The following is a 26,963-nucleotide window of genomic DNA, read 5'->3' as shown; positions in this document are numbered from 1 at the left end:
TGGAATCCGAAGAAGTACGATCCGCAGGCATGGGCGCGGGTGGCGCGGGACGCTGGGATGAAGTACGCCGTGCTGACGACGCGGCATCACGACGGGTATTGCCTGTGGGACTCGAAGCTGACCGACTACACCAGCGCGGCGTTGGCGCCGAAGCGGGACATGGTGGGCGAGTACGTTCGGGCGTTTCGCGAGGCTGGGCTGCGGCTGGGATTGTACTATTCGCTGGCGGACTGGCGGGTTTCGGCGTACTGGGCGGGGGCGAGGCGCGATCCGGAGGGCTGGTCGGCGTTTCGCGAGTACGTCCACGGGCAGGTGCGGGAATTGCTGACCAACTACGGCAAGATCGACCTGGTGTGGTTTGACGGGGCGTGGCCGAATCCGGCGGCCGATTGGCAGAGCGCCAAGCTCGTGAAGATGATGCGGCGGCTTCAGCCGGACGTGCTCATCAACAACCGGCTGGGCGATGACGATCCGACCCAAGCCGGCAACGGGTTGTCGAAGAAGCTGGGCGATTACGGCACGCCGGAGCATCAGATCGTGGCGGAGAACCGGCTCTGGGAGTCGTGCCAGACGTCGACGTGGCGGCTCTGGGGTTATACCAACGGTGAGCGTTTCCGCCCGGCGGACCAGTTGCTCGACATGCTGGTCGAGTGCGCGGGACAGGGCGGGAATCTGCTGTTGAACGTCGGGCCCAAAGCGGACGGGACGCTGCCCCGGCCGTTCGTGTCGCGGATGGAGCAGATCGGCCGGTGGATGAAGCTTCACGGCGAGTGCATCTACGGCTCACAGGCGGGCGACGTGTCGGAGTTCATCACCTACGGCTGGCAGATCCGCAAGGGGAACAACCTGTACCTGGTGGTCCGGTTCTGGGACGGGCGCGAGACGCTGCACGTGGCGGGCCTGAAGACCAAGCCGACGTCGGCGACGCTGCTGACGACGGGCAAGAAGCTGACGATCCGTCAGGAAGGGGAGCACCTGTACTTATCCCCCCTGCCGAAACAAGCGCCCAGCGAGCTGTTTCCGGTGATCCGCCTGACGTTCAGCCGTCCGCCGGAGCCGACGCAGCGGGCCAAGGGCCGGCTGTGGGGTTGCGATCCAATGATCTACCATCCGTGGGCGAAGAAGGCGTGGAGCGGTTTCGGCAAGGGCGCAATTGAGAGTTGACTCGCGTCTCTGCATGGACTGATCGTGAAGTCAATCCGCATAACGGGCATCGTCAAAATGGCTGACCGGGTTCGCCGCGAACTGGGGCAACCCGTCGCGCCGGCGCGGCTGGCGAGCCTGAAAAAAGCGACGCGGTCGTTTCTGGCGCAGGTCAATCGCCTGCTGGCTGAGCATGGCGGGACGGCGGAGTCGCTGCCGCCGCCGTCGCGTCGGGCGTACCGGTTTCTGGCGGAGTTGGACTTCGATGTGATCGCGACGGACCAGACGGCTTCGCACCGGCCGCCCGGCTCCGTGTCGTTTCGCGGTCTACGAAGCTATGTTGAGCGGTTGCTCGATCTCTTGACTCAATCACCCGAGGGTGCCGCCCTGGTTTCAACAGGCAGTTCATTGCGGACAACCAGCGCGCGGATCGAGCAGCACATCGTCCGTGAGATGTTGGATCCGGAGCATCTGACGGCACAGACCCGTTCGCTGAGGGGATGGTTGGGGGTTTTCGCTCGACCTGAAGCACTGGAGCGGTACGTTCGGGCGGTGAGGACGGCGCAGCGGGTGTTCGATATTTCCGACAGGACTCGGTTCGTCCGGCCGATCCTCGTTCACTTTCGCCCGCTGGAGAACCTGTTCAAGGTTGAGCGGTTCGGAAACCGCACGCGGGTCTGGCTGCCCACGCCGATGATCGCATTCACCGAAGCCGAGTTTCGCGAACTGGCCGACCTGATGTTCCGGCAGGGCAAGACCAAACAGATGGTCATTGAGGCTTTCACCGGCGACGCCTGTCAGACCGTCCGCGAAGACCTCGATCTGCTTGGCGGGCTGGCCGAGCGCACAGCCGGCGTGTATCACGATCTGAAGGCGTCGTTCGAGCGGGTCAACGCGGAGTATTTCGGCGGGGCGATGGCGCGGCCGAAGCTGTTCTGGAGTCGCGGGTTCACCGGCCGGATCTTTGGCCACTACGATTTGGTGCGGGACGCGGTGATGGTCAGTTCGACGCTGGACCGCAAGGACGTGCCGGAGTTCGTGGTGGATTCGATCGTGTACCACGAATTGCTGCACAAGAAGCTGGGCATTGGCTGGTCCAACGGCCGCAAGGCCGCCCACACTCCGGACTTCCAGCAACAGATGCGGCGGTTCCATCGGCACGACGAGGCGGACGACCTGCTCAGGAAGATTGCATCGAGGAAGTAACCGTGATGCGGTCGTTTCACCGACTTGCATCCCGCGAGCAGAAGATGGCGGGCCAATTCGGCGGTCTACGGCAGAACGACCCGCCATACAAGCTACCTATTCAATCGGTGAAGTCGGAGGCTCCTGTTCCGGTTGTGGTTCGGGGGTTTCCTCGGTTGCGGGCGGCGGTTCGGTCGGCTCGGCGGCGGGCGCAGCGGCTTCGGGTTCAGCCGTGGCTTCTGTGGCCGTTTCGGCGGCGGGTTCGGTTGGCGAGGGCGGCGGGTCGGTTGGTTTTGGCTGGTCGCGGTGCGGCATGATGAGTTCGGGGACTTTGGGCAGGTCCTTGAGGTCGTGGAGGCCGAAAATCTCGAGGAATCTCTTGGTGCTGCCGTAGAGCATGGGCCGGCCGAGTTCCTCGGCCCGGCCGACGATCTTCACCAGTCCCTTTTCCATCAGCGAGCGAAGTACCTCGCCGCAGGCCACGCCGCGGATGGCCTCGATCTCAGCCCGCAGCACCGGCTGCTTGTAGGCGACCACGGCGAGGGTCTCCAGCGCGGCGGTCGAGAGGCGGCTCTCGCTACGGACCTTGTAGAACTCCTGGAGGTAGACGGCGTATTCGGGCCGGGTCATCATCTGGTAGCCGCCGGCGATCTGCTCGACGCGGAAGGACATGTTGGCGGCGGCGTAGTCGGCGTTGAGCTGGTCAATGATCTCGCGGACGTCGCGGCTGCCGATGGCGCCGACCGCGGAGGCGATCTTGGCCGGCGAGAGCGGCGCGTCAGAGGTGAAGAGGATGGCCTCGACGATCTGCCGCGGCGTGACCTCGGCGCCGTCCGGAGCGGCGATGTGCAGCGGAGGTGCGAGGGTGTCCTGGTCGTCCGACTCCTGGTCGGGATCCGACGTTTGGGCAGCCGTATCGTCTGCGGATTCGGTCTCCTCAGCCGGTTCTTCGCAAAGTGCAGGCTCGGCTTTTTCGTCGCCGGGTTCGGCCGTCTCGGCGTCGTCTGCATCCTGATCCGGATGATCGACGAAGGCGGCTACGTCCTCGACCAGTTGCCGGGCCTGGTCATCCTCGGCGGTCGGGTCGACCGGCCCGGATGCGGCGGCGTCGGTCTGAGGCTGATCCTGCGTTTGATCGATGCTTTTTTCTTCTTCCGTCATAAGTCCTCTGCCTTTGGCGGCAAACGGCCTGAATGCCAACAGGCGTCCACGAAACCCCGCTTCCTCGCGGTCGCGGCTCTCTATGAGGCGTCGAACGACTGCCGGAAATTCTGGGCCACCGGCATGCGACGTCCGGACCCGAAGGCCCGGCCGGTCACTTTCAGCCCCATCGCCGCCTGCTTGCGCTTGTATTCGTTGCGGTCGACGGTGACGATCACCTTCTCGACCAGTTCCGGCTCAAAGCCGTGCTCGATGATCTGCTCGGCAGACTGTTCCTCTTCGATGTACAGCCGCAGGATCTGGTCCAGCACCTCGTAAGGCGGCAGGCTGTCCTGGTCGGTCTGGTTCGGCCGCAGTTCGGCTGACGGCGGCTTGGTCAGCACATCGGCGGGGATCACCTCGCCGGCGCGGTTGACGTACCGGGCCAGGTTATAGACGAGGCCCTTGGGCACGTCGCTGATGACGGCCAGGCCGCCCGCCATGTCGCCGTAGAGCGTGCAGTAGCCCATGGCCAGCTCGCTCTTGTTGCCGGTGCTCAGGACAAGATAACCAAATTTGTTGGAAAAAGCCATCAGGATGATGCCGCGGATGCGGGCCTGGATGTTCTCCTCGGTCACGTCGCGCTGCGTGCCGGCGAAGGGCTCGGCCAGCTCACGTTCGAAGACCTGGCGCGTCGACTCGATCGGCACGACCTCGTGGCGGATGCCCAGGTTCGCGGCGAGCTTGCGGGCGTCGTCCATGCTGCTTTCCTTGTTAAACTTCGACGGCATGATGACGCCCAGGACCTTCTCGGGCCCCAGGGACTCGACCGCCACCGCCGCCACCACCGACGAGTCGATTCCGCCCGAGAGGCCGATGACCACGCCCTTTCTGAAGCCGCACTTGCGGACGTAGTCGCCCAACCCGAGGGTCAGGGCGGAGAAGACGGATTCGACGTCCTCCGGCAGCGGCTCGATCCGGCCTTCCGATCGGCCGTCCAGATCGACCACCAGCAGGTCTTCCTGGAAGCTGCGGGCGCGGGCCAGCAGTCGGCCGGACTGGTCGTAGACGCAGCTTGCCCCGTCAAAGATCAACTCGTCGTTCCCGCCGACCTGGTTGACGTAGATCAGCGGCAGGCCGAAACGCCGGGCATGCGCTGAGACCAGTTCGGAGCGCATCCGGGCCTTGCCGATGGCGAACGGGCTGGCGGCGGCGTTGATGAAGAGCTCCGCCCCTTCCTTGGCCAGTTCGGCGATGGGGTCGTAGTGGTAGAGGACGCGGCCGACCACGTCCTGGACCGTCCAGAGGTCTTCGCAGACGCTGATGCCGACGCGCCGGCCGTCGATCCGGGCCAGGGCCTTCATGGAGCCCGGCTCGAAGTAGCGGAGTTCGTCGAACACATCATAGGTCGGCAGCAGCGACTTGTGGTGAACGCTGGCGACCCGGCCTTCGGCGAGCACCGCGACCGAATTGTGCAGCGCCCGGCCGCGAGGCAGGAGGTTCCGCTGGACGCAGCCGACCAGCGAGACGATGCCCTGCGTCCGTGAGGCCAGTTCCTCCAGGACGCGCAGGTTGCGCTCGACGAAGCTGGGCTTGACGAGCAGGTCCTTGGGCGGATAGCCGACCAGGGCCAGTTCCGGGAAAATCACCAGTGCTGCGCCTTGCGAGCGGGCCTGCTGCGTGTAGTCGCATATCTTCTCGGCGTTCGCCTCGATATCACCCACGACGGGGTTGATCTGGGCCAGGGCAATTCTCATGTCTCGCCAGCTTCCTGCCGTGCCACGAGGGCGGCCGTGGTCATCGGCGCCACTCCTTGGCTGATGAACGTCTTGACCAAATCACCGGACGTCTGCTTGTCGATGCCTTCGATGGCGTCGACCACCAGTTCCACGCACCGGTCCATTTCGAGCAACTTCTCGACCATGGACCTAACACAATAATCGGTCGCGACGCCGCAGACAATGTAGCAGTCGACGTCGAGTTCGGAAATCACCTGTTGGAGCGCCGGGTTGTCGAAGAGGCCGATCGTCTGCTTCTGGAAGATCACCTGCCGGTAGCGCTCGAAAAGACTATCGACGTCCAGCGTCTCGCCCTCGCGCCGGACCACCTTTCGCGGCTCGATGAGGGTTTCGGGCAGCTTTTCATGGCCCCAGGTATCGAGCACGCAGTGCGGCGGCCAGTCGGCGAACTCGGGGTCGTCGGGGTCATGGGAATCCACGGTCGAGATGATCGGCACCCCCCTGTCGGCGGCCCAGGCAAACAGCTTTTCGAGATTCGGGATGGTCTTTTCCGCACCTTCGAAGAAGAGTGCCCCGTCGGGATCAATGAAATCCCGCTGGGTGTCGATGTCGATCAGTACGCGTTCAAATTTCTTCCTCATCATGATTGACTACCCATCTCCTTATATTCTATATGTCGTACTGTACCCCCTGCACTGGATTTTCCTGAACGCGGCGCAGCCCATCGGATAGTCCGACCGGGTAGTCGGCCAGACCACGGAACTCCCGCAGGTGTGGCGGCAGCGAGCCGATCTGCTGTTGGGCCCGCTGGCGGATGGCCGTCAGATCCGGCAGTTCGGCAACCAGCTTGCCCGAGTGGATCACCGGCACCATCAGGGCCTCGCCGCCTTCGAGCGTCTCGTCGGCCTTAGCCAATACGTCACGGCAGAACCGTCCACTTCCGTCGTGGAAGCGGAAGAGCTGCTTGGCGCCACCGAGCGTTGCCTTGCCCGCTGAGAGCTTGACCACCGGTCGCGGCGCGCCGTCCTTTTCGATCTCGACGAGTTTGTAGACCACCGACAGGGCCGGCTGATCCTTGCTGGTGACCATGTCCGTCCCCACACCGAAAAGGTCGATTCTGGCCCCCGCAGCGAGCATCTCGCGGATGGTGAATTCGTTCAGGTCGCTGGAACCCACGATTTTGACGTGGTTTAGGCCCGCCTCATCGAGCACACAGCGAACCTTGTGCGACAGTTGCACTAGATCGCCGCTGTCAAGCCGCACCCCCTTAAGCACGTGGCCGAGACGGGCAGCAGTTCTGGCCCCCTCCATCGTATCGTAGGTGTCGATCAGGCAGATGGTGTTCTGGGGGAAGACGTCGGCGTAGGCCTGGAAGGCCTGGAACTCATCGTCGTAGCTCATTATCCATGAATGGGCCTGCGTTCCCACCGGCTTGATGCCCAACGTCCTGGCTGCGTGAACGTTGCTGGTTCCCACACAGCCGCCGATGAAGCTGGCCCGGGCGGCGAGCAGTCCAGCCTGCGGACCGTGGGCGCGGCGGGCTCCAAAGTCGACTACCGGACGACCCTCGGCGGCGTCGCATATCCGGGCCGCCTTGGTGGCGATCAGAGTCTGGACGTTCAGCGTGGTCAGCAGGTAGGTTTCGACGAGTTGGGCAACGGGCAGGCTCGCGGCGATCCGGACCAGCGGTTCGCCGCCGAAGATCACCGTACCCTCCGGAACGGCCCAGACGTCGCCGTCGAAGCGGAACGCGCGTAAGTAGTTCCAGAAGCCGGGTTTAACGTGCCGGAATTCGTCGAGGCTTCGCAGCCAGTCGATGTCGCGGCCGGTGAACTGGAGGTTCAACAGGTAGTGAACGGCCTGTTCAAGGCCGGCGGTCAGGAGGTACTGGCGGTTCGGCGGCAGCGCGCGGACGAACGCTTCGAAGGTCGCGCGGGGCATGTGGCCGGTCGACCAGTACCCGGCGACCATTGTCAGTTCGTAAAAATCGGTCATCAGTCCCAGGACGTCGTCGCCCGGGAACAGCGAAAGCGGTTCACGCACCGGCTTGGCTCCTTCGGCCAGTTCACAAAACGTCAATTTTCTACATTCGGAGCCGAATAGCAACGCCCGGTCGCGATTTGCGCGGTTGGCAGGCTGGGCTGTTGCGGCTTGGGTGGCGGAAGGGGTGCGGCCGGCGCGGGACGTCTACGGGTTGTGACTGTCCTGTGGGAGGCCGGCGGTGCGAACGCGGTGGACGAACCGGGCAAGGCCGCGGCCGCCGAAGAGCAGCCACAGGCCCAGACCGACCTGGAGGAGGGCCGCCGCACCCTCCCGGACGGTGAAGTACCATGTATCCATCTGGGCGTAATCCCTGATCAGCACGGCATGAAGGATGGTCTGGCCGATCCGCGGCAGCCCGAGGATCAGGGCGTAGGCCCCAATCGCGCAGAAGGCGACCATCATCGCGGTTTCGGCGGTCAATGGCGTGCCGCGGGCCGGCTCGGGCTCGGCCAGTCCGACGCGATCAGCCAGGGCGGCCGCCTTGCTCCAGATCAGCCACGCGACGATCAGGCCGAGAACCAACGGGAGGAAGCTCAGGACAACAATCGGCATTCCCTCATCGACCAGCGACCGCCTGGTCACCTGCCACATTCCAATCACCATGTCCAATCTGAGCACGGCGTAGAAGGCGGACCAGACCGCCAGCAGTCGAAACGCCAGGATCGCCAGTTCACGTTTGGTCATTGTTTGTCCCTCGGTAGCTTGGAACTCTGTAGTCTATAGACGGACCGGAGACCGTTTTACTCTTCGTCATTTCTGAATGACTACCATGCAGACAAAACTACTATATTGGTCGCCGTTAGTCCGGGATGGCGAGACGGGTGAGCGCTTGGGCGAGTGCCGCGGGTCGGCTGAGGTCCGAGTCTGATCCAAAGTCCTGGTCGTCTGCTCCAGTCCCGCGTAGGGAGGGCAGCCATCCTCTCCGGTTCTCCGGCATCTCTCGGTTGGTCCTGCACAACGCCCGATAACCTGATGGCGGCAAGGCAACGCGACAGCGGCGGGTCGTCGAAGATGATTCCGGCTTTGGAGCTTTCATTTGAGGGTCGGCGGGGTAATAATTAGGTGGGCCTATCCGGATGCCCGTGCGGGCGGTTCGAGGGTCCGAGTTGAGCGAACGACGGGTGTGGCTGGTTTGTCTCCTGGCGTCCGAGCATGTGGCAGATCGTACAAGACTATCTGAAGAGAATTCCGGAATACGGCTGGGGTAAGGTCGGCTTTGAGCTGCTGCTGATCGGCCTGGTCCTGTACGTGGTGTGGCGTTTTTTGCGAGGCACCCGCGGCTTACGGTTGATGCGCGGGCTGATCGTCATTCTGGTCAGTCTGTTCCTGGTTCTCGACGTGCTGGCGGCCCACTTCCACCTCGACCGGATCAACGTGCTGTTCAGCCCGATGGTCTATCTGATTTTTTTCGGTTCGTTGGTGGTGTTCCAGCCGGAGTTGCGGCGGGCGCTGATGCGGTTGGGCGAGGCGACGTGGCTGCGACGTTTCATCAGCGACACGCAGCAGACGACCGCTCCGATCGTCAGCGCGGTCCGGTCGCTTTCGATGAACAAGATCGGGGCACTGATCGCGATCGAGCGGCAGGTGGAACTGGGGTCGATCGTCGAGAACGGGGTCCGGATGGACGCGGTGATCACGCCGGAACTGCTGCGGACGATTTTCTGGCCCGGCACGGCGCTGCACGATCTGGGCGTGGTGATCCAGGAGGGCCGGATCGCGGCGGCGGCGTGCCAGTTCCCGTTAACGGATTCGGACCAGGTCGATCCGACTCTCGGCTCGCGGCACCGGGCGGCGGTCGGTCTGAGCGAAGACTGCGACGCGGTGGTCATTGTGGTCAGCGAGGAGACGGGCAACATTTCGATGGCCGTCCAGGGCAAGCTGTATCGCGGACTGACCCCGGAGGCCCTGGACCGCGACCTGAAACGGCTTTTGGAGATCGGCGGCAAGCGTGAATGAGGCCACAGGTTCAATCCGGAGTTGGCAGCGGCTGGCGGGCAAGACGCGGAGCTTTCTGGCCACGTTCGTGCCGGTGGCCCTGCTGTCGGCCCTGATCTGGTTCTACGCGGACCGCATCAGCAGCAAGACGGGGGTGGAAAAACTCATGCTGCGGGTCACAGCGGCGAGGAATTCCGACCTGCTGGTCCAACTCGTGGAGCCCAATCCGGGCGAAAACCGGGTCGAGCTGGAGGTCACGTTTTCGGGCCCCAGCGGCGAGTTGGAGCTGCTGCGGCGCGAGATCGTGGGCGGGCGGTTCGCGCCGGAATACGTGGTCAAGAAGGATTCGCTGGCGCCGCTGGTGCTGGACACGCGCGAGGCGGTGACGTCGGCGATGCCGCGGCGTTTCGCAGCGATCGCGGTGGCCGAGGCGTCGCCGGCGGAGATCAAGGTCGCGGTGGATAAGATGATTACGGTGCCGCTGCCGGTGCGGGTGTTGCGCGGCAGCATCCAGACGACCGATCCGGCGGTGACTCCGGCGACGGTGAACGTCGAGTTGCCGCGGTCGGCGTTCGAGTCGGTCCGGGCCGATGAGCGGGTGGTGACCGTCGATATCGAAGAACGGCTGCGGAACCGTCCGGAAGACCAGGTGATCGACGAGAAGTTTCCCATTCCGCAGCAGACGCTGGGCGGGCATCCGATCGCGACCGAACCCGATCACGTCCGCGTCCAGCTCCAGATCCAGAAGCAGTACGTCACGAAGGAATTCAAGTTCGCCCGGGTGCAGGTTCGCGGACCGGTGGACCTGCTCAATGCGTATGACGTATCGATTACTCTTCCCAATCAGCAGATCGCCGTCGTTTTCCGCGGTCCTATCGACCAGATCGAGAGTCTGAAACCGGAGGACATCGTACCTTACATCATTCTGGACGAAGAGGATCGGACCCGGACCAGCACGCCGTTTCCCCGCGAGGTCCGCTTCTCTCTGCCCGAGCGGGCCCGGAACGTGATCGTCGAGGAACAGCCTCACGTGGATTTCCAACTCGTGGAGAAGGAGGCGGCCGAGGCGGCCATTCCCGTTCCCGCCCGGTAGGTTTCAGCAGGAGGCGCAACGATGACGGAGTCGAACATCACGGACCTGGCCGCCTACAGCCTGAAGGTTGCGGGCAACGCGCGAAAGGCGGCGTTGGCCCTGGCGCGGGCGTCGGTGGACCAGAAGAACCGCGCCCTGCGCGACATGGCGGATTTGGTCCGCCGGGGCGTCAAACAGCTTCAGGCCCAGAACGCCAAGGATCTGGATGGCGGGCGGAAAGCGGGGCTATCGGCGGCGATGCTGGACCGGCTTGAGCTGACGGACAAGCGGATCGAGGCGATGGCGGTTTCGCTGGAGCAGGTGGCGGAGCAGACCGATCCGGTCGGGCAGGTCATCGAGGGCTACGTTCGGCCCAACGGCTTGCGGATCGAGCGGGTGCGGACGCCGATCGGCGTGGTGTCGATCATCTTCGAGTCGCGGCCGAACGTCACCGCCGACGCCGCCGGGTTGTGCCTGCGGTCCAGCAACGCGTGCATCCTCCGCGGCGGCAAGGAGGCGATCCACTCGAACCTGGCCATCGCCGCCGTCCTGCGAGAGGCGCTCGCGAAGAACGGTTTGCCGCTGGACGCGGTGCAGGTCATCGCGACGACCGACCGCGGCCTGGTCGGCGAGCTGCTGAAGCTCGACCAGTACATCGACCTGGTGATCCCGCGCGGCGGCGAGAGCCTGATCCGCGCGGTGGTCGAGCTGTCGCGGATCCCGGTGATCAAGCACTACACGGGCAACTGTCACGTGTACGTCGATCGCGAGTGCGAGCTGGAGCTGGCGGACAAGGTGGTGATCAACGCCAAGTGCCAGCGGCCGGGCGTGTGCAACGCAGCCGAGACGATCCTGTTCCACCGCGCGATCGCTGAGCGGTTTGTCCCGGTGATCTGCGGCCATCTGGCCGACCACGGAGTCGAGATCCGGGGGTGCGCCGAAACCTGCCGGCTGTTCCCGCAGGCCAAGCCGGCTTCGGAACAGGACTGGGCCACGGAGTATCTCGATCTGATCGTGGCGGTCAAGGTGGTCGACGGCGTGGCGGAGGCAATCGACCACATCAACGCGTACGGGTCGCACCACACCGACGCGATCCTCTCCAACAGCGTCTGCGCGGTCGAGGAGTTCGTGCAGAACGTGGACACGGCCAGCGTGATGGTCAACACCTCGACCCGGTTCAGCGACGGGTACGAGTACGGCCTCGGGGCGGAGATCGGGATCAGCACCGACAAGCTGCACGCCCGCGGCCCGATGGGCGCCCGCGACCTGACGACGTACAAGTACGTGGTCCGCGGCCACGGACAGCTTCGCCAGTAGCGCAGGCCGCAAGCGTCAGCCTCGCGCGGCGGCGATCACCTCTTCGGGCGTTACGCGTTCGGTGAGTGGGCCCAGTCTCGCCTCGCACGACGGGCGGATCGTCCGGCCGATCAGGGCATAGAACTCGTTGCGGCGGTCCAGTGCCGCCAGGTGTTGCGTCGTCCAGTCGCTCAGGTAACCCAGGCCCGCTTGCCGCTGCAGGACCGTGTGGCCGTAAAAGACCTGTGCGCTGAAGATCAGGTAATCGCCGACCGGACGGAGGTCCGGGTCGCCGAAATCGTCGGCGAACTTCTGGCCGTGGATGTTCATCTCGGTGCCGGAGATGATCAGCAGTCCAAGCCGGCGGGCCAGGGCCACCAGGTCGTGCAGATTCCTGACCTTTTCCCGCTCGGCGCCTTTGTGAGGCGTGTAGCGCGGATCGGGAATCGCGTTGATCGCGGTCACGCCGCTTCGCATGGCCAGACGGCACAGTTCCTCCATCCGCTTTTCGCCTTCGGAGATGCCGTCGACCCAGGTGAGGGCGGGCATCGCTCCGGCGCCAGCGGCGAACCGGTTGAACTCCTCCATTTTCGGGAACGAACCGGTGTCGGGCTCGATGTAGCCGACGCCGCCCTTCTTCATCGTCCGCGACCGGACCAGCGAGCGGAGGGCGTTTTCCTGCCCCAGTTCCGGGGCCTCCGCGGGCACGCTCAGTTTGGCGGCCCAGAACTGCAGAACCTCCTCCTTGGCTTTGAAGGTCTCAGCGGCCTTCCGGACGTAGGCGTCGCAGATGTGGCGTTCGGTGACATTGCCCGAAGGCGTCTGGTCCGCGAGGTCACGCTGGTAGTCGAGCACGACCGGCTGAAGGTAGGCGTTGACGCGTTCGACGAGGCGGCGGTTGCGGTCCTGCGAGACCGTCTGGAGGTTTCGACGGTAGCGTTCCAGATCGTCAGGCAGTTCCGATGTCGCAAAGCCGATGCCCATGTGGTATGAGATGCCCGGCTCGCCCGGCGAGGTGATCACGCAGTCGGCGAATTCGGGAATGAAGACCCGCGTTTCCATGCCCACCGTCGCCCGCAGGTCCAACGCCCGGGCCGCCGCGAGGAACTCATCCATGCCGGCCAATACGTCGAAATCGACGATCCCCGCCACGGCCAAGCCGTGTTGCCGGGCCAGCCACGCGACCCTGGTCGGCGAATAGCCGTAGGCGTTGTAGGAGTGGAACGTGTGCAGGTGGACGTTGATCGCCTGTCGTTCGGGCGGCATCGCCACGCCGCCGCTGCGCCACAGCGTCAGCAGTCCGTCGAAGGCCGCCTGCCGCTCACCGCGTTCGAGGCCGTCCAGCCGATGCTCCAGTTCCACGATCCGATCGTCTTGAGGGTCACTCACCGCTGAACCGCCTCCATTGCACGGCCATTGCCATCGCGCGGATTCCGCACACAGGCAGATAGTCTACGGAATGCCTCTCGTGCGGTCAACCGGAGGGTTGGGAGCTAGGAGACCTTGGGTTCTCCCGCGGCTTCGCGGAGGACGTCCTTGACCAGGCCGAGGAAGTCGCTGACCTTGAAAGGCTTGTAAAGGACGCCGGAGAGGCCCTCCTGGCGGGCCCGGATGATGCTGTGGTTCGGATCGTACCCGAAACCGGTCATGAAGATCACCGGCAGGTCGGCGTCGACGTCCTTGGCCTTCGCGAAGATGTCGTAGCCGCTCTTGTGCGGCATCTTGATGTCGGTGAGCACCAGGTCGTACCGCCGCTCGCCGAGCATGGCGAGGGCCTCGTTGCCCTCGCGGGCCATATCCACCGCGGCCCCGGTCCCGCTGAGAACCTCGTTGATGGTCTCGCGGATGATCGGCTCGTCGTCCACCACGAGAATGGTCTTGCCCGAGAGCACGGTGTCTTTCATGGGTTTGGCCTTGTGATGGTCCAGAATTCCATTGGGTCCCTGCGCCGCCTGCTTGAGGACCTCGCGGACCTTGCCGACGTTCCGGCTGATCGCCTCGAGTTTGGCCCGCAGGTCGTCGCGGCCGATGTACTCCTCCGTCAGCGTCGAGACATCGGTCAGGATGTCGTTGAGCGGCCCGGAAACCCCGGAGCTGACGTTGTCGGCCAGTTGGCCGGTGGCGTCGTGGCGTTCGACCACGAGCAGATCGAGGATCCGCAGGGCCCGCGCGACATAGCGGCCGAAAATTTCGGCGAACTGGCGGTCCTCCTCGCCGAAAGCCCCCACCCGCTCGGATTCGATGTTGAACACGCCGACCACGTCGTCGTGGAAGAACAGCGGCACGGTCAGGCTCGATCCGGCCTGGTCGATGCCGGCCAGGTACCGCTCGTCGCGGGAGACGTCGGGGCAGATGTAGCTGCGCTTCGTGGCCACCACGTAGCCGCTGATGCCTTCGCCTTCGGCCGACGCGAAGATCTCGACTCCGCGCCCCTCCTCGGACAATCCCGACGAGAGCACCAGTTCCAGCCGGTTGGTGCGTTTGTCCAGCAGGCGGATGCAGAACTTGTCGAACCCGAGGATATCGCGGGTGCAGTTGGTGATCTTCTCCTCGAGCAGGGCCAGCCGGCCGGGAATGTCGAGCTTGCCCACGGCCTCGCTTTCGAGGGCGATGAACTCCTCGCCCGCCCGCTCGATGGCGTTCATCTTCTGCTGGAGCCGGCGGCTGGAGGTCGCGTCGAGAACAACGACCGCGATCTGAGCGAATTTCTCGTCGCTGTCAAGGACCGGCGAGGCGGTGACCTCATACTGGCGGCCGTCGTCGGTGGCGATGGAGAACCGCCGCGCCTGGCCGCGGCTTCGACCCGCGGCGATATCCGATGAAAAAAGCTCAAGGCATCGGGCCTTGAGCTTGTCTTTGACGTCATTGGCGATCTGATCGAATTTGCCGTTACACCACTGAAAGCGTCCCGTCAAGGCGAGGATTCCCAGGCCGTGTCCGATCGTCTCGAGCAGGACGGCGCTCTGGCTGGCCAGGGCCGACCGCTCGAAGGCCATGAATTCGGCGTCTTCGATCACCACCAGGTCATACGACGCGCTGCGCAGGTGTTCCAGCGCGGCATCGAAGGTGTCCACGTACTCGACGTTGTCCTGCGTCTCGAAGAGGTCCGACGCCGTTTGGCCGGCGTGGGTGCCCCGCAGAACCAGGATGTGTCGTACTCGTCCCGTCTCCCGGCATCCCTGAACGATGGTTCTCATAGACTTCCGTCACTCAAAATCACGTCGCTCGCCGATGCATTCCGGCGAGTTCGCACACGCTGGGAGAAAATGGAGGCGGGGGGATTCGAACCCCCGTCCCGTGACAGTTCCGGACAGGCTTCTACGTGCATAGTTGCCGTTTTAATCTCGATCGTCCGACTCCCGGCAACGGGATCCGTCCGACCCAGCCCCAGAGTGTCTCGCCCCGGCGCCCTGCGGCCCAACGCCGGAACCAGCCTGCTGAATTGGCGTCCTTCGGCTGACACAGGCGATCAGCCTCGGACGGGCAGCCTATCTCTAGGCAGCCATTCTGTAGCTATCGTTGACGCTTAATTAGCATCCCCGGGTGTTTTACCAGGCCTCCCGAGAACCTGGGCACGCCACCTGACCTTCTTCGTGTCCGGTCGATACCTGTCGCCCCCAATCACGTGTGCTTTTGACAAACAGCGCTCAGCAGGAATACTATCTGCTATTCTGCCTTTGTATTATACACATCCTATCGACGCTTTGCCAACCCTTGGTTTTGCCAAAACCAATATTTTCCAGGAAAGGCGGCATAATATAACCGTCACTAATCGACAACAATAATTACCAATCTACTGCCGCCACAGTCGGAACTCGCAAGTTGTGCTACGGCCGTTTCTTGACGCCGGCAAGTGTCCGTGAACATCGGCTTGTTGGCTCAGTGCGCCGGGATCTGCGGCTTTCGGATCGTTCGGTGATCCGGCGGTTTTTCTGTGGCGGTGCGCCTCGCCCCACTATACCTTGTGCCCTTTTGAGATGCGGACCCGCCGTTGCGGCATTCGGAGGACAGGATGGCCAAGACCCAATGCGTGAATATCGAGACCAACAAAGCGAACTGCACGTGCCCCGGCACCGACTGCGAAAACCACGGCATCTGCTGTCAGTGCATCGCCACCCACGCGGCGGGTAACTCGCTGCCCAACTGCCTCAAGATCAAGGCCAGGCAAAGCCAAGCGTTTCGCGATCATCTGGCCAAACTGATCGCCTGATTCGCGCCTTGTGCGCCGGCGGCTCCGCGCGGTCAGAAGTTCATCCTGACGCGGCGGTCGACCGGCTGGCCGGAGGTCCAGGTCTTCCCCTCGTCGATCGGCGGGTTGTACTTGGCCACGGCTGACGGGCAGACCGTCTCGACATCGATTCCATTCCGATCCACGGTCAGAATCCGTACTTGGAACGGCGGCTCAAAGAAGGCGCCCGTCGTCAGGTGGACGCAGCCATTATCGTACGTCCGGCAGGTCGCGTGGCAATGGCCGGAGAGGACGAGGCGAATCTGGTCGTGTTCCTCCACGAAGCCCCGGGTCCGCGCCACGTCGAAACCCGACGGCTCGTGCGTCGGCTGCTCCAGTCCGGTCAGCCTCGGCGGCAGCGGGTAGAGCGTTTCGTGCATCGCGAGGATGGCGGGCTTGTTCCGATGCGCGGCCAGTTGCTCCTTCAGCCACATGTATTGCCTGTCGGCAAGGACCGGTCCTGACAAGGCCTCCTCCAGCGACCAGAACCACGGCTGGTCAGAGTCCCGCCACGTATTGGTCGCGACCAGCAGAATCGCCGACCCCAGGTCGACCGCGAAGTCGCCGCTCGGCGTCGACCTTTCACCGAAGAGCTCGTGGCCGAGTGAGAGCCACGATTCCAGTGCCCCCTCCCGGGCCAGATCGTGGTTGCCCAGACAGAGACGAAACGGAACTCCCAGCCCAACGGCGATCCGGACCGCTTCCCGCTGCTCGTCGACCGTCCCGTGGTGCGTCAGATCGCCGCCGTGAAGGACCAGGTCCAACGGGTTCGCAGCCACGAACTCGCGCAGATCGTTCCACAGGTCCGGCAGCAGATGCGGACAGCACGGCTGCTGACACCACGCGGTTGTATCCGCACCGATGTGCGAATCCGTCAGGTAGAGTATTTTTCTCAAGGCATCCTCCTCGTCAGCGCCGCTTGAAGCTGCAGTATACTGTCACAATCGCTCAGGAGGAATGCTCCGTTTCTATCGGTTGAAAGCAGATTCGTATCTCCTCGCCGTCGCGAAACGGCTGAAAGGTGATCGGGAAGAGCTGTTCGGTCGAGTCAGCAGGGTCGAGGCGGAGGCGGAACATGCCGGTCAACTGATCGCCCTCTTGCTGGCGATCGAGGATGGTGTCCATCTTGATGCCGGCTGAGCACTTGTTGAAGTGGTCCGGCGGGCAGAGCGGCTCGACTCGTTCGCGCGAACCATCGGGCATCAGCAACTCGATCCATATCTTGTCGTATCGTTCCTTCAGGTCGGGCATCGGAGACACGCGTCGGCTGTCCATCACCACCGCCTGTGCTCCTTTGGCCAATCCCTGTTTGAGAACGCGCCGCAGGAGGTAGTCCTTCGCCCGCGTGAATGCGTCGGGGTCGGCTTCGTAGTGTCCTTCGCGCAGACAATGGCCCGCCATGCGCATCAGGACGTCCAACTCCCCCAGATACTCGCCGGCCTGGATCAGGAGCAAGACCATCGGCGGCAGAAGCCAGCGACGTTTGACCAGCGACTCGCGGATCGACCGGCCGGCCAGCACGTCGTCGATGACTTCCTGCGCGTGGTTGCGCATCTTCTGCGTTGTCATCTGGTCGCGGGCGGCTTCGAGTCCGGCAAGGATCGGAACTCCCTGGCCGATCCGCTCGGCATGACCAAGCATGAACCGGACCCTGTCGCTCGCCTCATCCCGCTGCGGTGAGTTCTCTTTGAGCGTGTCCTCGACCATTTTCAGCAACCTCCCTTTCAGATTTCTCCTCGCGTCGTGAATGCGTTTCTGCACGGTGGTCACCGGCACTTCAAGGAACTCAGCCAACTGCTTCTGTGAATAGCCGTTGATGTAGAACAGCGTGGCGGCGGTGCGTTGGATCTCCGGCAAGGAGCGGATCGCCTCCAGAACTGCCGCTTGCATCTCACGACGCTCGGCCGTCTCAGCCGGTCCGTCGGCGGCATCGCCAATGGCGTCTACCTCGTTGCCGTCGGCGGTCAATTCGCGTCTTCGCCGCAGTGTGGCGGCGCACCGGCTGAAGACAACCCGGCGAAACCACCCCGGAAACGCCTGCGGCACCGTGAGTTGCCCAAGCCGACGGTACGCCTCGACGAAGGCGTCCTGGGCGGCGTCCTCGGCCAGATGGAAGTCACCGAGTATCGAACAGGCGTAGCCAAAAGCCATGTCCTGGAACCTCCGGACAATCTCGCCGTAGGCGCCCAGTTCTCCCGCCTTCGCTCGCGCTACCTGTTCCTCCAGCTCGCTCATACCTTGCAGAACCACCTTTCATCCCAAAGAGACCTCAGTCTCCCACGAACATACTTTTTTCTGAGAAGATCCCTGGTAGCTCCTCCGTTGGCAGGCGGGGTCCGAGGACTTTAGTTTTTTTCGATTTTTCGCCTGATTTAATCGTTGACGGGTTCCCAAAAAGTGGTAGGATATCCCATGTCAACCCATGAGGGACCGCGAAAGTGGCACGAGACGGCAAGGATGCACCAGAATCTGCGGGTTGACCGTCATTTGCATTTTGGAAACCTGAATACCATCGTTCCCCGAGTCCAGAGCCATAGAGGGCCAGGCATTTGCTGTTTACCGGTGAGCATGAACACACGCTCGACCAGAAGAACCGGCTGTCGATCCCGGCCCGGTTCCGGCAGTTGCTGTGCCCGGAGACCGTCGGCAGCAAATTCTATCTGATTTTGGGCGCGAACAAGCGGCTTTGGCTCTATCCGGACCAGTACTACGAGCAGCTCGTCAACCGGATGCCGGCTGAGCTCATCCCGGACGAGAACGTGATGCAGTTCGAGCAGTTGACGTTCGGGCTGGCCACGCTGCTGGACATCGACAGCACCGGTCGGGTGCTGGTTCCCGATCGCATGATACGCAGGGCTCAGCTTGGCAAGGATGTGGTCATCATCGGCGTGAGGGATCACCTGGAGATATGGAACCGCGAAGATTGGGAGCAGTATGTTGAGAACGGACTCTCGGAGTACAGCCAGACGCTTACCCGGGCCAGGCTGGCAAGGATGACACCTGGCTCGGGCCCAATGTCGAGGCCCGAAACGTAAGCTCCCATCGGTAAACACCGCGGCGAAAGGAACTTGCCGCGGTTTTGGTCGGCAAGTCGCAAACGGAATTGCACAAGGAAACTCGCCATGACCCAGACCGCCACCGCCGTCACCCGTCAGGCACCCCCCTGCCCGCCGATTCTGGGCCCGGCCGCCGATCTACTTGCCATTCGCACCGCTCTTGACGGACAAGCTGTGGATCGCCAAACACTTACGACGGCGATGGAGCGGATCCAGGCGAAGGTCCGGCGTCTCCAGCGCTTGGGCGGGCGATTCGGTCAGGTTCGCCTTTCCTCTCAAGCCGCGCGTCTGGCCAGCCATGCTTGACGAATCGCAGTTTTTCTTGCCTTTGGGCCCAGAATCTTAGTAAAATACCATTGAAATTACTGCTGGTCTGACGTAGATTATCAGTACTTCTTTTGCAGTTGATGCAAGACGGCTTCTTCTGTACAATTGAACGTCCGATAATGTCAGTGGACGGAATGGAATTCTGACTGAGACTGATGGATCGACGTGACCGGCGGCCCCCTGCAGCACATCCCAGTCCTGACGAGCCAACTCATCGGCGTGCTTGATTCCAAGCCCGAGGAAATCGGGGTGGATTGCACCCTGGGCGGCGGCGGCCACGCATTGGCGATCTTGCAGGCCTGTCCCCTGCTCCAAAGGCTCATCGGCATCGACGCCGATCCAGCCGCGCTGGAGCGGGCAAGTGAGAAGCTCAAGGACCACGCGGCGAAGGTGACGCTGGTCCGCGGGCGGTTCGGCGAGCTGCCGGATATCCTGGATCGGAGCGGCGTCGGTCCCGTGTCGTTCATCTACGCGGACATCGGAACCAGCGCGTTCCAGCTCGACCGTCCTGAGCGAGGGTTTTCGTTCGCCCAGGACGGGCCGCTTGACATGCGGATGGATCCGGAGCAGCCAACCCGGGCGGCCGACCTGGTCAACGGCTTGAAGGAGCAGGAACTGGCCGACCTGATCTACCGGTACGGCGAGGAGGGTCGCAGCCGGAAGATCGCGGCGATGATCTGCCAGGCCCGGCGCAACCAGCGGCTCGACTCGACGGTGCAGTTGGCGGAGATTGTCTGCCGGGCATTGGGGCTGGACCCGAAAGGGATCAGCGCCGGCCGGATTCACCCGGCGACCAAGACGTTTCAGGCCCTGCGGATCGCGGTCAATGACGAGTTGGGGCAACTGGAGCAACTGTTGAGCAGTGCCCCGGACCGTTTGGCGGCGGGTGGGCGATTTGCGGTGATCAGCTTCCACAGCCTCGAAGATTCGCTGGTGAAGGAAGCCTTCCGCCAGCGCGAGCAGGACGGCCGATATCGCGTGCTGACGAAGAAGCCGTTGACGGCGGAACCGGGCGAAGTGCTGCGGAATCCGCGGTCGCGATCGGCGAAATTGCGGGCGATCGAAAAAGTTTCATCATCTGAAGTTCGCGGTTCGATATAAGGATAGTGTGCGGCTGAAGGGATTCGTGCCGGGAGCACGTCGAGGGATTGGGCCATAAGGAGATGGCGATGACGCGGGAAACCAAGATCGGATTGTTGGTCGGGCTGGCATTTATCATCCTGTTCGGAATCATCCTGTCGGAGAAGGGCACCGGCCGGAACCCGACGGGCACCACGCCGATGGCGGCGTTGGATCCGGTGGTCGAATTGGTGGCCCCGGTCGAGCCGCAGGCCCCCTTCCGCCTGGTCCGCAACGAGCCCGCCGTCGAGAACCGACCCGCGGCCCCGGCCGCTGCCGAGATAGGCGAGGCGGGCCAGCCGTCGGTCGAACCGACGGAGGTGACGGTGGAACGGACCGAGCCGGCGCGTCCGGCGTCCGCCGAGCCCGCCACGGAGACGGCGCAGGAACTCTCGCCGGCGCTCAAGAAGCTGCTGGACTCGAAGCCGACGCGGCCGATGGTCCAGATCCCCGCGTCCAATCCTCCGGCTGAACCGGCGACGGCCGAGCCGGTGACGGTCGAGGTCGCCCAGAACACCTCGGAAGTCGCGCCGGTGACGGTGGTCCAGACAATCGACCCGCCGGCTGAGACGGCCCAAGCGGCGACGATCGGCTCCCATACCGTCGAGTCCGGCGAGACGCTGGCGGCGATCTGCCGCAAGTACTATCCCGGCCGGGCGTACCGGATGCTGAAGGTGGTGATGGAAGTCAACGGGATCAGCAAACCCGAGAAGCTTCAGGTCGGCGAGACGGTCAAGCTGCCGGCGGCGCCGCCGAGCGCGGAGGCGCCGGTGGTGGTCGTCCGCAAGGAGCAGCCGGACCAGGGCGAAAGGCCGGTGCTGGTCGAGGTGTCTGGCAGCCCGATCGGGCGTGCCTCGCTCGACTCGGCTTCGCGAGCTCCGGCCAAGGCGGGTTCGGGGGGATGGTACACGGTGCAGTCCAACGATACGCTGGCCAAGATCGCCAGGAAGATCTACGGCAATGAAGGCGCGTGGCACGAGTTGTACAAGGCCAACCGCGACCTCATCGAGAATCCACACCTTTTGCAGAGCGGTCAGAAGATCCGGTTGTTGCCCACTGCGATAGATGGGTTAGCGGCGGGAGGGACTTCGGCCATTGAGTAGTACGACCCAAAGAGGACGGGGCGTCGGTCGGGCGCAGCCGTTCCTACCACGTGTCTTTCACGCCCGCTCTGGACGCCAGGGCGGGCGTGAGTTTATGATAAGGGCGGTCTGGGTCGGCGGCGACGAGGAGATCGGATGACTCTGTTTCGGGTCGTGGTGATGATCGTGGGTCTGGCGGCGATCGCGGCCGGCAGCGTTCACCTGCGCTGGTCGAACGCGAACTACGCGTACCGGATTCAGCAGGAGTACGACCGGTATCTGGAGCTCAAGAACGTCAAGTATCCGCAGAAGCGGCTTGAGCTCTGGCAGATGCAGAGCCCGCGATTCCTGATGGAACAGCTCGACCGGTGGGACTTCGGGCTGCAGGGCTGGACGCTTCCGGACCCCAACGCGCCGTCCTCCGGAACGACTCCCAAGCCTACCTCGCCGGCTGAGCACGATTGAAGCGGGCACCAAGGGGAAACGCATGCCACAGCGGTACATGGTTTACGGAGTGCTGCTGGCGGCGGCAGTAATCCAGACGTTGTGGTACTGGCCGCGGTTGCTCGACCGGGTGGTTTCGACCTACGACGCGGCGGGCGATCCGAGCGGTTCGATGGCCAAGCCGTTGTTCTTTGCCCTGCATCTGCTCATGGTCGCGGTCTGCGTGGTGGTTTTTGCCGGGCTTGAGGTTATCCTGCGCAAGGCGCCGCCTTCGCTGATCAACATCCCGAACCGGGAGTACTGGCTGGCTCCGGATCGCCGTGAGGCGACCTACGGGCGGCTCGGCGAGTCGATCCGCAGCTACGGGACGGCCACGCTCGTGTTTCTGATCGTGCTGGCCGAACTGGTGATCCGTCAGAACCTGTGGCCGGAGTCGAGCGTACCGACGATCGGCCTCTGGATCGCGGCGTCGGCGTTCGTCGTCTTCACCGTTGCGTGGGTCATCAGATTCCTGCTGATGTTCCGGGTCGAGCCGTAGCGGAAGCGTCAGCATGTCCGGCAGGTCAGGACTTCCTCCATGGCGGCCCCTTCAGGAAACCACCCTTCGAGAAATTCGTTCATCGATCGCGGATGCAGCGCCATGCGTACGGCTGACCAGCCGGCCGGCCCGTCCATCTGGTTGCTTGCGGCGTAGAAGAGGTACGTATTGCCCTCGAACTCCATCAGTTCCACGTCTGAGGTGCTGATCCCTTCTCCGGACTCGGGTTGGAGGACGGGGTTCAAGGGACTGAGCTGCCATCGCACCAGGTCCTTTGACCGGGCCATCATCGAGACGTAGCGCGACGAGGTGTCGGCCATGCGGCCGGTTTCGTCGACCGTCGTGTAGAAGATCACGTAGTACCAGGGGGCGACGTAGCGGATGGCGGGCGTGTTGCTGTACTGTCGGCCCGACGGCCCGGCGAAGGCGAGCTGCGGCACCTTCTCCCAGTGGACCAGGTCACTGGATCGGGCGAACCTGAAATAAGGGAAGGAGGCTGGATCCCGCGCCTTGGCGTAGGCCACGTAGGCCATCAGAAAACCCTGATCGTCGCGGCAGACCGAGGGGTTGAACATGTGCGGGCCGCCTTCTTCCTTCCGCAGGACCAGTTGGCGATGCCAGGTCTTGCGGTCCTCGGTCCAGAAGTCATAGATGCTTTGGAAGTAATCGTAGTTGGTCGCCTCACTGGCGTAGACGTGGAGGCGCTGGCCGTCGACGAAGGCTTTGACGCAGGAATGGCCCCGGCCGAATTCGACGACGCGTTGGCCGGTCCAGAGGTCCACAATGTACAGGTACATGTCTTGGGCGTAGTGGTCGTGCCAGCCCCGCGAGTCGTCGCGGTAGTTAAGCACCAGCAAGGGCCGCCCGTCGTGGACGACGGGGGCGTTTTCCATCGCATCCGGCCAGGCGAATGGAAGACGGGTAAGTTCCGGGCGTGCCGGCGTGTCGGCGACAGTCACAGAGTCCATGGCTCTTGGAACCTCCTAAGGGCAATGACAGGGGTTGGTCAGAACGACCTTTCCTATGTTCTCACGATTCCGGAGAATGGCGTGAGCCTCTTCGGCGCTGGTCATCGGCAGGGTCGCATGGATCACCGGTTTGATTTCCCCGGAAGAGAACTTGCTCCAGAGCAGGGCTTCCATGTCGGCCAGGAGCTTGGCCTTCACGGCGTGGGTGCGGCTGCGGAGCGTGCTGCCGATGAGCCGGATGCCCCGTTTGAAGAACGACGTGAGGTCGATTTCGGCGGTGTTTCCGCCCAGGGTAGCGATCAGGATCCATCGTCCGCCGACGGCCATCTTGTTGATCCAGCGGCTGAGCTCGGGTCCGCCGACGCAATCCAGGGCGATATCAACCGGGTGTTCATCCATGGCCGCCCCGAGGTCGTCGGTCTTGTGGTTGGTGACCACGTCCGCTCCGAGGCGGCGGACGAACTCGGCCTTTTCAGCCGATCCGACCGTGGTCAACACCTTGGCGCCCAGGAGTTTGGCCAACTGGATCGCCGCGATGCCCAGCCCGCTTGCTCCGGCCTGGATGAGCACGGTATCGCCCGCTTTCATTCCCGCTTCGAGGCGGAGGTTCAGGTAGGACGTGGCGAAGGTCTCCGGAATCGCGGCAGCCTCGACCATCGAGAGCCCCTCCGGCACGGGCAGGACCAGGTCGGCCGGGACGGCAACCCGTTCGGCGTATCCGCCGCCGCCGAGCAGGGCGCAGACCGCGTCGCCTTTCTTCCAGCGGGACCCGGCAGGCGCTTCGACGACGACGCCCGCGACCTCGAGGCCCATCCACTGCGGCCATCCGGGCGGCGGAGGATACTGGCCGGCCCGCTGCAGCAGATCAGCGCGGTTGAGGGCGGCGGCGTGCACGTCAATCAGAACTTCGCCATCTTTGACTACCGGTTCCGGTACGTCGCTCCAGACGAGCGATCTGTCTTCGGCGACAAGTATTGCGTGCATCATCTCATCAAATCTCATTGATATTCCAGTGCATGTTATCCAAAACGGCTTTCATCGCCGATATAGTCGGCTGCCCCATTCCGTAACGCGCCTCGTAGCTGTGAACCGCAAAGGCGATAGATACGCCAAGGGCGGGACCAAGAAAACGATGCGGGCGGCTGAATTTCCCATTACAGAGATGAATGAACGGCGTCTTGAGTTCGCGTCTGAGCACCATCGTCGTCCGGAAGGCTTCAGCCAGTTCATCATCCGTATTGACGGCGGTCACGATCTTGACAACGTCAGGTCCTCGCAATTCAAGCTCTCGCAGTTGTTCGACAACCTGCTCGGCTGTCCGCGGACAGGACATATGAGAAGATATTACCACGTGCGAGTGCTTGGCGTGAATCCTGTCGATCAGACGTTTCTGTCTGTCGATGGCGTTCTGATCGTGCGTTATTTCCATCGGGGACGGATCGTACAGATCCCCCATCACGTCGATCATTGCGGCTCCGGCATCGGCGGCGGCAATCAGCACCTCCTGCCGCTGATCGTCACTTGAGTCGCCCCACCTGTCATTACGGTAAAGGAAGAACATGAACGGCAGATGTGTCGAGTCGATGACGCTCTTGAGCGACTCGGAATTCCTGAACTCCGGCTTCAAATCCGACAGGTCGATCGCAATGCCCTGGGCGCCGGCGAATTCCGCGTTTCTTGATTGTGCGATCAATTCCTGCGGCGTCTGGCCGGCCATGATGCCGGTGATTACAGGATGCGGCCTGGCAAGAAAAGAACGTTTCATTGTGTTTTCCTCTCGATGAAAGGCCCTGCTTCATATGCCGCCACAGGTTCGGCCGCCGTCGATCATGTAATTGGACCCGGTGATAAACGCGGCCTTGTCGGAACAAAGATACAGAATCAGGTCGACGATTTCCTGCGGCTCGGCTGCACGTCCCAGACGCGTTTTCATGTTCGCCATCTCCGGTCTGGTCAAAACCGGGCCGGGCGAGACGCAGCACGCTCGAACTCCGTGAGGGGCTCCGCACAATGCCAGCGACTTTGTCAATCCGATGAGTCCGCTCTTGGCGGCACTGTAGTTGACCGCGTAGGCGGACCCTTCCACTCCAGTGACCGAACCGAGATTGATGATCACACCGCGTTTCTGCCGGATCATCGTCCCCAGTACGGCCCGGCAGAAATACACCGCCCCCTTGAGGTTGACGTCCAGGCCCCAGTCGATCACCTCGATGGGAAGCTCGTGGAACGGTTCATGGCGATGCCGCACCCGCGTTTCGGCTCCGCCGGCGAAGTTGAGCATCATGTCAACCCTTTGGTACTTCGCCAGGACCGCCGCCACCGCCTTCTCGACCTGGTCATAGCAGCGCACGTCGACCTGCAGTCCCATCGCCTGTCCGCCGGCGCGACGGATGTCTTCCGCTGAGGCTTCGACCGCGTCCCGGTTGGTGTCGGTAAGAACGGCTATCGCTCCTTCGTTGCAGAGATTCTGCGCCGTAAGCAGTCCCATGCCGGAGGCCGCCCCGGTAATGATGGCAACGTCGTTCTTGAATCTCATAGCGAGTCTCTCCTGCGATGCGAAACGGAGTGGCACTCATTCCACTCGACATATCCAGCCGCGGCAAGTGTGACTTCCTGTACGAGGCAGTCATGTTCGTACGTATAGGGATTCTGAATTTCGCCGTTGATGATTTTCGCCAGTTCCAGCAACTGCTCCTGGTAGCGGTCGCGCTGTATTCCGAAATCCACGATGTGCGTTCCGGCGGAGTACTCCGCATTGCCCTCCAGCAACGTTACATGCATCCGCAACGGCTGGCCGTCGAACCGCTCCAGAGGGCACAAATCGGTCGAACCTTTCGTCCCGCAGATCTTGAGGCGGCGGCGGTTCAATCCGTCGACCTCAAGGCTGCACGCGTGCAGAGCTGCGCTCGCGTAAGGATACTCCAGTATCGCCAGGCAGTTGTTCTTGACGTGGTCGGGAAGACCCGCGGTTGATTTCAGGAACGGGGTGATTCGCTCGGGCCGGCCCAGCAGCGAAACGACAAAGTCGATCAGGTGGCATCCCAGGTTGAACATGATGCCGCCCTTGAATTTGCCGAGGTAGTCCTGGTAGGCGTCACCGCCATAGTTGTGGCTCATGCCGGCTTGAACCTCGAATATCTCGCCCAGCCATCCTTCAAGAACGGCTTTGCGGCAGAACCGCATGACTGGGTTGTTGCGGAACATGTAGCCCATCTGGAGCGAAAGTTGTCGCTGCCGACAGCCTTCGAGCAGCCGGCGGAACAGTTCGAGATCCTCACCCGCCGGTTTATCCATGTGCATAGCCAGGTTGTGCTGCATGCATCGAATCGCAGTCGGCACCAGATCGGTATTCGCGGTCTCGACCATCACCGCCCGAAGCCCGGGAGCGTTGAGCAGTTCCTCCTCCGTCATCCACCTCAAGCCTTCGTAGGGTTTCAGGTCGCCGCCGACAAACCTGGCCGCCGTCGAAGTCCTGTCATCCACGATGCCGACGATTTCAAACACGTCGGACATCTTCCTCAACGTGTTGATTTTCGCCGCTGCGTGTTCGTGGCAAATACCGATCTGGCCGATTTTGATTCTGTTCATCGGATTTCCATTCCGGCGTTTGGTCAGAGCCAATGGAATTGGCGGTTCTCCTTCTTGACC

General features: G+C 63.0%; 25 protein-coding genes, 1 other RNA gene and 1 pseudogene. 12 read left to right on the top strand and 15 right to left on the bottom strand.

Annotated features, from left to right (window positions below; all coding sequences use genetic code 11):
* Both GXY33_10910 and GXY33_10905 read left to right on the top strand, forming a co-directional pair.
* Positions 1-1,164 (top strand): alpha-L-fucosidase (locus GXY33_10910; protein ID NLX05641.1); only part of this gene is annotated, 1,164 nt, incomplete at its 5' end.
* Between the two features lie 24 nt (positions 1,165-1,188).
* On the top strand, positions 1,189-2,349 hold the full coding sequence (locus GXY33_10905) for a hypothetical protein (protein NLX05640.1): 1,161 nt from the start codon (positions 1,189-1,191) through the stop codon (positions 2,347-2,349).
* Between the two features lie 288 nt (positions 2,350-2,637).
* Here GXY33_10905 and scpB read toward each other — a convergent pair.
* From scpB to GXY33_10880, 5 genes and pseudogenes are all read right to left on the bottom strand, one after another.
* Positions 2,638-3,489: pseudogene (scpB, locus tag GXY33_10900) on the bottom strand (SMC-Scp complex subunit ScpB).
* Positions 3,490-3,569: 80 nt separating this feature from the next.
* Entirely contained in the window at positions 3,570-5,225 is a 1,656-nt protein-coding gene (locus GXY33_10895; GenBank protein NLX05639.1) for an NAD+ synthase, read from the bottom strand.
* Complete coding sequence (locus GXY33_10890) at positions 5,222-5,851, bottom strand: cysteine hydrolase (GenBank protein NLX05638.1); 630 nt, start codon at positions 5,849-5,851, stop codon at positions 5,222-5,224. Before GXY33_10890 ends, GXY33_10895 begins: the two co-directional genes overlap by 4 nt.
* A 25-nt stretch (positions 5,852-5,876) precedes the next feature.
* Positions 5,877-7,250, bottom strand: a complete 1,374-nt coding sequence (locus tag GXY33_10885; protein NLX05637.1) for a nicotinate phosphoribosyltransferase — start codon at positions 7,248-7,250, stop codon at positions 5,877-5,879.
* Between the two features lie 144 nt (positions 7,251-7,394).
* Entirely contained in the window at positions 7,395-7,934 is a 540-nt protein-coding gene (locus GXY33_10880; protein NLX05636.1) for a hypothetical protein, read from the bottom strand.
* A gap of 468 nt (positions 7,935-8,402) precedes the next feature.
* Between GXY33_10880 and GXY33_10875 the strand changes: the two genes are divergently transcribed.
* The 3 genes from GXY33_10875 to GXY33_10865 are packed head-to-tail and all read left to right on the top strand — an operon-like array spanning position 8,403 to position 11,574.
* Positions 8,403-9,206 (top strand): TIGR00159 family protein, encoded by an 804-nt coding sequence (locus tag GXY33_10875; GenBank protein NLX05635.1) that lies wholly within the window; start codon positions 8,403-8,405, stop codon positions 9,204-9,206.
* Entirely contained in the window at positions 9,199-10,278 is a 1,080-nt protein-coding gene (locus GXY33_10870; GenBank protein ID NLX05634.1) for a hypothetical protein, read from the top strand. Before GXY33_10875 ends, GXY33_10870 begins: the two co-directional genes overlap by 8 nt.
* A gap of 21 nt (positions 10,279-10,299) precedes the next feature.
* Positions 10,300-11,574: a glutamate-5-semialdehyde dehydrogenase gene (locus tag GXY33_10865; GenBank protein ID NLX05633.1), complete on the top strand. Its 1,275-nt coding sequence runs from the start codon at positions 10,300-10,302 to the stop codon at positions 11,572-11,574.
* A 15-nt stretch (positions 11,575-11,589) separates the two neighbouring features.
* On the opposite strand, the gene GXY33_10860 is transcribed toward GXY33_10865, so the two are convergent.
* The 3 genes from GXY33_10860 to ssrA form a co-directional block, all read right to left on the bottom strand.
* On the bottom strand, positions 11,590-12,942 hold the full coding sequence (locus tag GXY33_10860) for a hypothetical protein (GenBank protein ID NLX05632.1): 1,353 nt from the start codon (positions 12,940-12,942) through the stop codon (positions 11,590-11,592).
* Positions 12,943-13,046: 104 nt separating this feature from the next.
* Positions 13,047-14,750 (bottom strand): response regulator, encoded by a 1,704-nt coding sequence (locus GXY33_10855; GenBank protein ID NLX05631.1) that lies wholly within the window; start codon positions 14,748-14,750, stop codon positions 13,047-13,049.
* 67 nt (positions 14,751-14,817) lie between these two features.
* Positions 14,818-15,172, bottom strand: a transfer-messenger RNA (tmRNA) gene (gene ssrA / locus GXY33_10850).
* Between the two features lie 393 nt (positions 15,173-15,565).
* Between ssrA and GXY33_10845 the strand changes: the two genes are divergently transcribed.
* On the top strand, positions 15,566-15,763 hold the full coding sequence (locus GXY33_10845; GenBank protein NLX05630.1) for a cytosolic protein: 198 nt from the start codon (positions 15,566-15,568) through the stop codon (positions 15,761-15,763).
* A 32-nt stretch (positions 15,764-15,795) separates the two neighbouring features.
* On the opposite strand, the gene GXY33_10840 is transcribed toward GXY33_10845, so the two are convergent.
* Positions 15,796-16,677, bottom strand: a complete 882-nt coding sequence (locus GXY33_10840) for a hypothetical protein (GenBank protein NLX05629.1) — start codon at positions 16,675-16,677, stop codon at positions 15,796-15,798.
* A 52-nt stretch (positions 16,678-16,729) separates the two neighbouring features.
* On the bottom strand, positions 16,730-18,016 hold the full coding sequence (locus tag GXY33_10835; protein NLX05628.1) for a sigma-70 family RNA polymerase sigma factor: 1,287 nt from the start codon (positions 18,014-18,016) through the stop codon (positions 16,730-16,732).
* A 314-nt stretch (positions 18,017-18,330) separates the two neighbouring features.
* On the opposite strand from GXY33_10835, the gene mraZ reads away from it, so the two are divergent.
* From mraZ to GXY33_10805, 6 genes are all read left to right on the top strand, one after another.
* A complete protein-coding gene (gene mraZ / locus GXY33_10830) occupies positions 18,331-18,816 on the top strand; it encodes a division/cell wall cluster transcriptional repressor MraZ (protein ID NLX05627.1) in 486 nt (161 codons plus the stop codon).
* Between the two features lie 87 nt (positions 18,817-18,903).
* Positions 18,904-19,143, top strand: a complete 240-nt coding sequence (locus tag GXY33_10825; protein ID NLX05626.1) for a hypothetical protein — start codon at positions 18,904-18,906, stop codon at positions 19,141-19,143.
* A 201-nt stretch (positions 19,144-19,344) separates the two neighbouring features.
* Positions 19,345-20,265: a 16S rRNA (cytosine(1402)-N(4))-methyltransferase RsmH gene (rsmH, locus tag GXY33_10820; GenBank protein ID NLX05625.1), complete on the top strand. Its 921-nt coding sequence runs from the start codon at positions 19,345-19,347 to the stop codon at positions 20,263-20,265.
* A 68-nt stretch (positions 20,266-20,333) separates the two neighbouring features.
* A complete protein-coding gene (locus GXY33_10815; protein NLX05624.1) occupies positions 20,334-21,386 on the top strand; it encodes a LysM peptidoglycan-binding domain-containing protein in 1,053 nt (350 codons plus the stop codon).
* A 135-nt stretch (positions 21,387-21,521) separates the two neighbouring features.
* Entirely contained in the window at positions 21,522-21,830 is a 309-nt protein-coding gene (locus GXY33_10810) for a hypothetical protein (protein NLX05623.1), read from the top strand.
* A 22-nt stretch (positions 21,831-21,852) separates the two neighbouring features.
* Positions 21,853-22,347 (top strand): hypothetical protein, encoded by a 495-nt coding sequence (locus GXY33_10805; GenBank protein ID NLX05622.1) that lies wholly within the window; start codon positions 21,853-21,855, stop codon positions 22,345-22,347.
* Between the two features lie 8 nt (positions 22,348-22,355).
* On the opposite strand, the gene GXY33_10800 is transcribed toward GXY33_10805, so the two are convergent.
* Genes GXY33_10800 through GXY33_10780 form a run of 5 tightly spaced genes read right to left on the bottom strand, consistent with a single transcriptional unit; the run spans position 22,356 to position 26,903 of the window.
* Positions 22,356-23,315 carry a hypothetical protein gene (locus tag GXY33_10800; protein NLX05621.1) on the bottom strand — a complete coding sequence of 320 codons (960 nt, stop codon included), beginning with the start codon at positions 23,313-23,315 and terminating at the stop codon, positions 22,356-22,358.
* Positions 23,316-23,330: 15 nt separating this feature from the next.
* Positions 23,331-24,299 carry an NAD(P)H-quinone oxidoreductase gene (locus GXY33_10795; protein ID NLX05620.1) on the bottom strand — a complete coding sequence of 323 codons (969 nt, stop codon included), beginning with the start codon at positions 24,297-24,299 and terminating at the stop codon, positions 23,331-23,333.
* 7 nt (positions 24,300-24,306) lie between these two features.
* Positions 24,307-25,080, bottom strand: a complete 774-nt coding sequence (locus GXY33_10790) for a type I 3-dehydroquinate dehydratase (GenBank protein ID NLX05619.1) — start codon at positions 25,078-25,080, stop codon at positions 24,307-24,309.
* 30 nt (positions 25,081-25,110) lie between these two features.
* Positions 25,111-25,851: an SDR family oxidoreductase gene (locus GXY33_10785; GenBank protein ID NLX05618.1), complete on the bottom strand. Its 741-nt coding sequence runs from the start codon at positions 25,849-25,851 to the stop codon at positions 25,111-25,113.
* Positions 25,848-26,903 (bottom strand): Gfo/Idh/MocA family oxidoreductase, encoded by a 1,056-nt coding sequence (locus GXY33_10780; protein NLX05617.1) that lies wholly within the window; start codon positions 26,901-26,903, stop codon positions 25,848-25,850. Before GXY33_10780 ends, GXY33_10785 begins: the two co-directional genes overlap by 4 nt.
* Between the last annotated feature and the right edge of the window lie 60 nt (positions 26,904-26,963).

It is taken from the genome of Phycisphaerae bacterium (assembly GCA_012729815.1).
GTDB lineage: Bacteria > Planctomycetota > Phycisphaerae > JAAYCJ01 > JAAYCJ01 > JAAYCJ01.
This window is presented reverse-complemented; position numbering and strand designations above follow the sequence as displayed.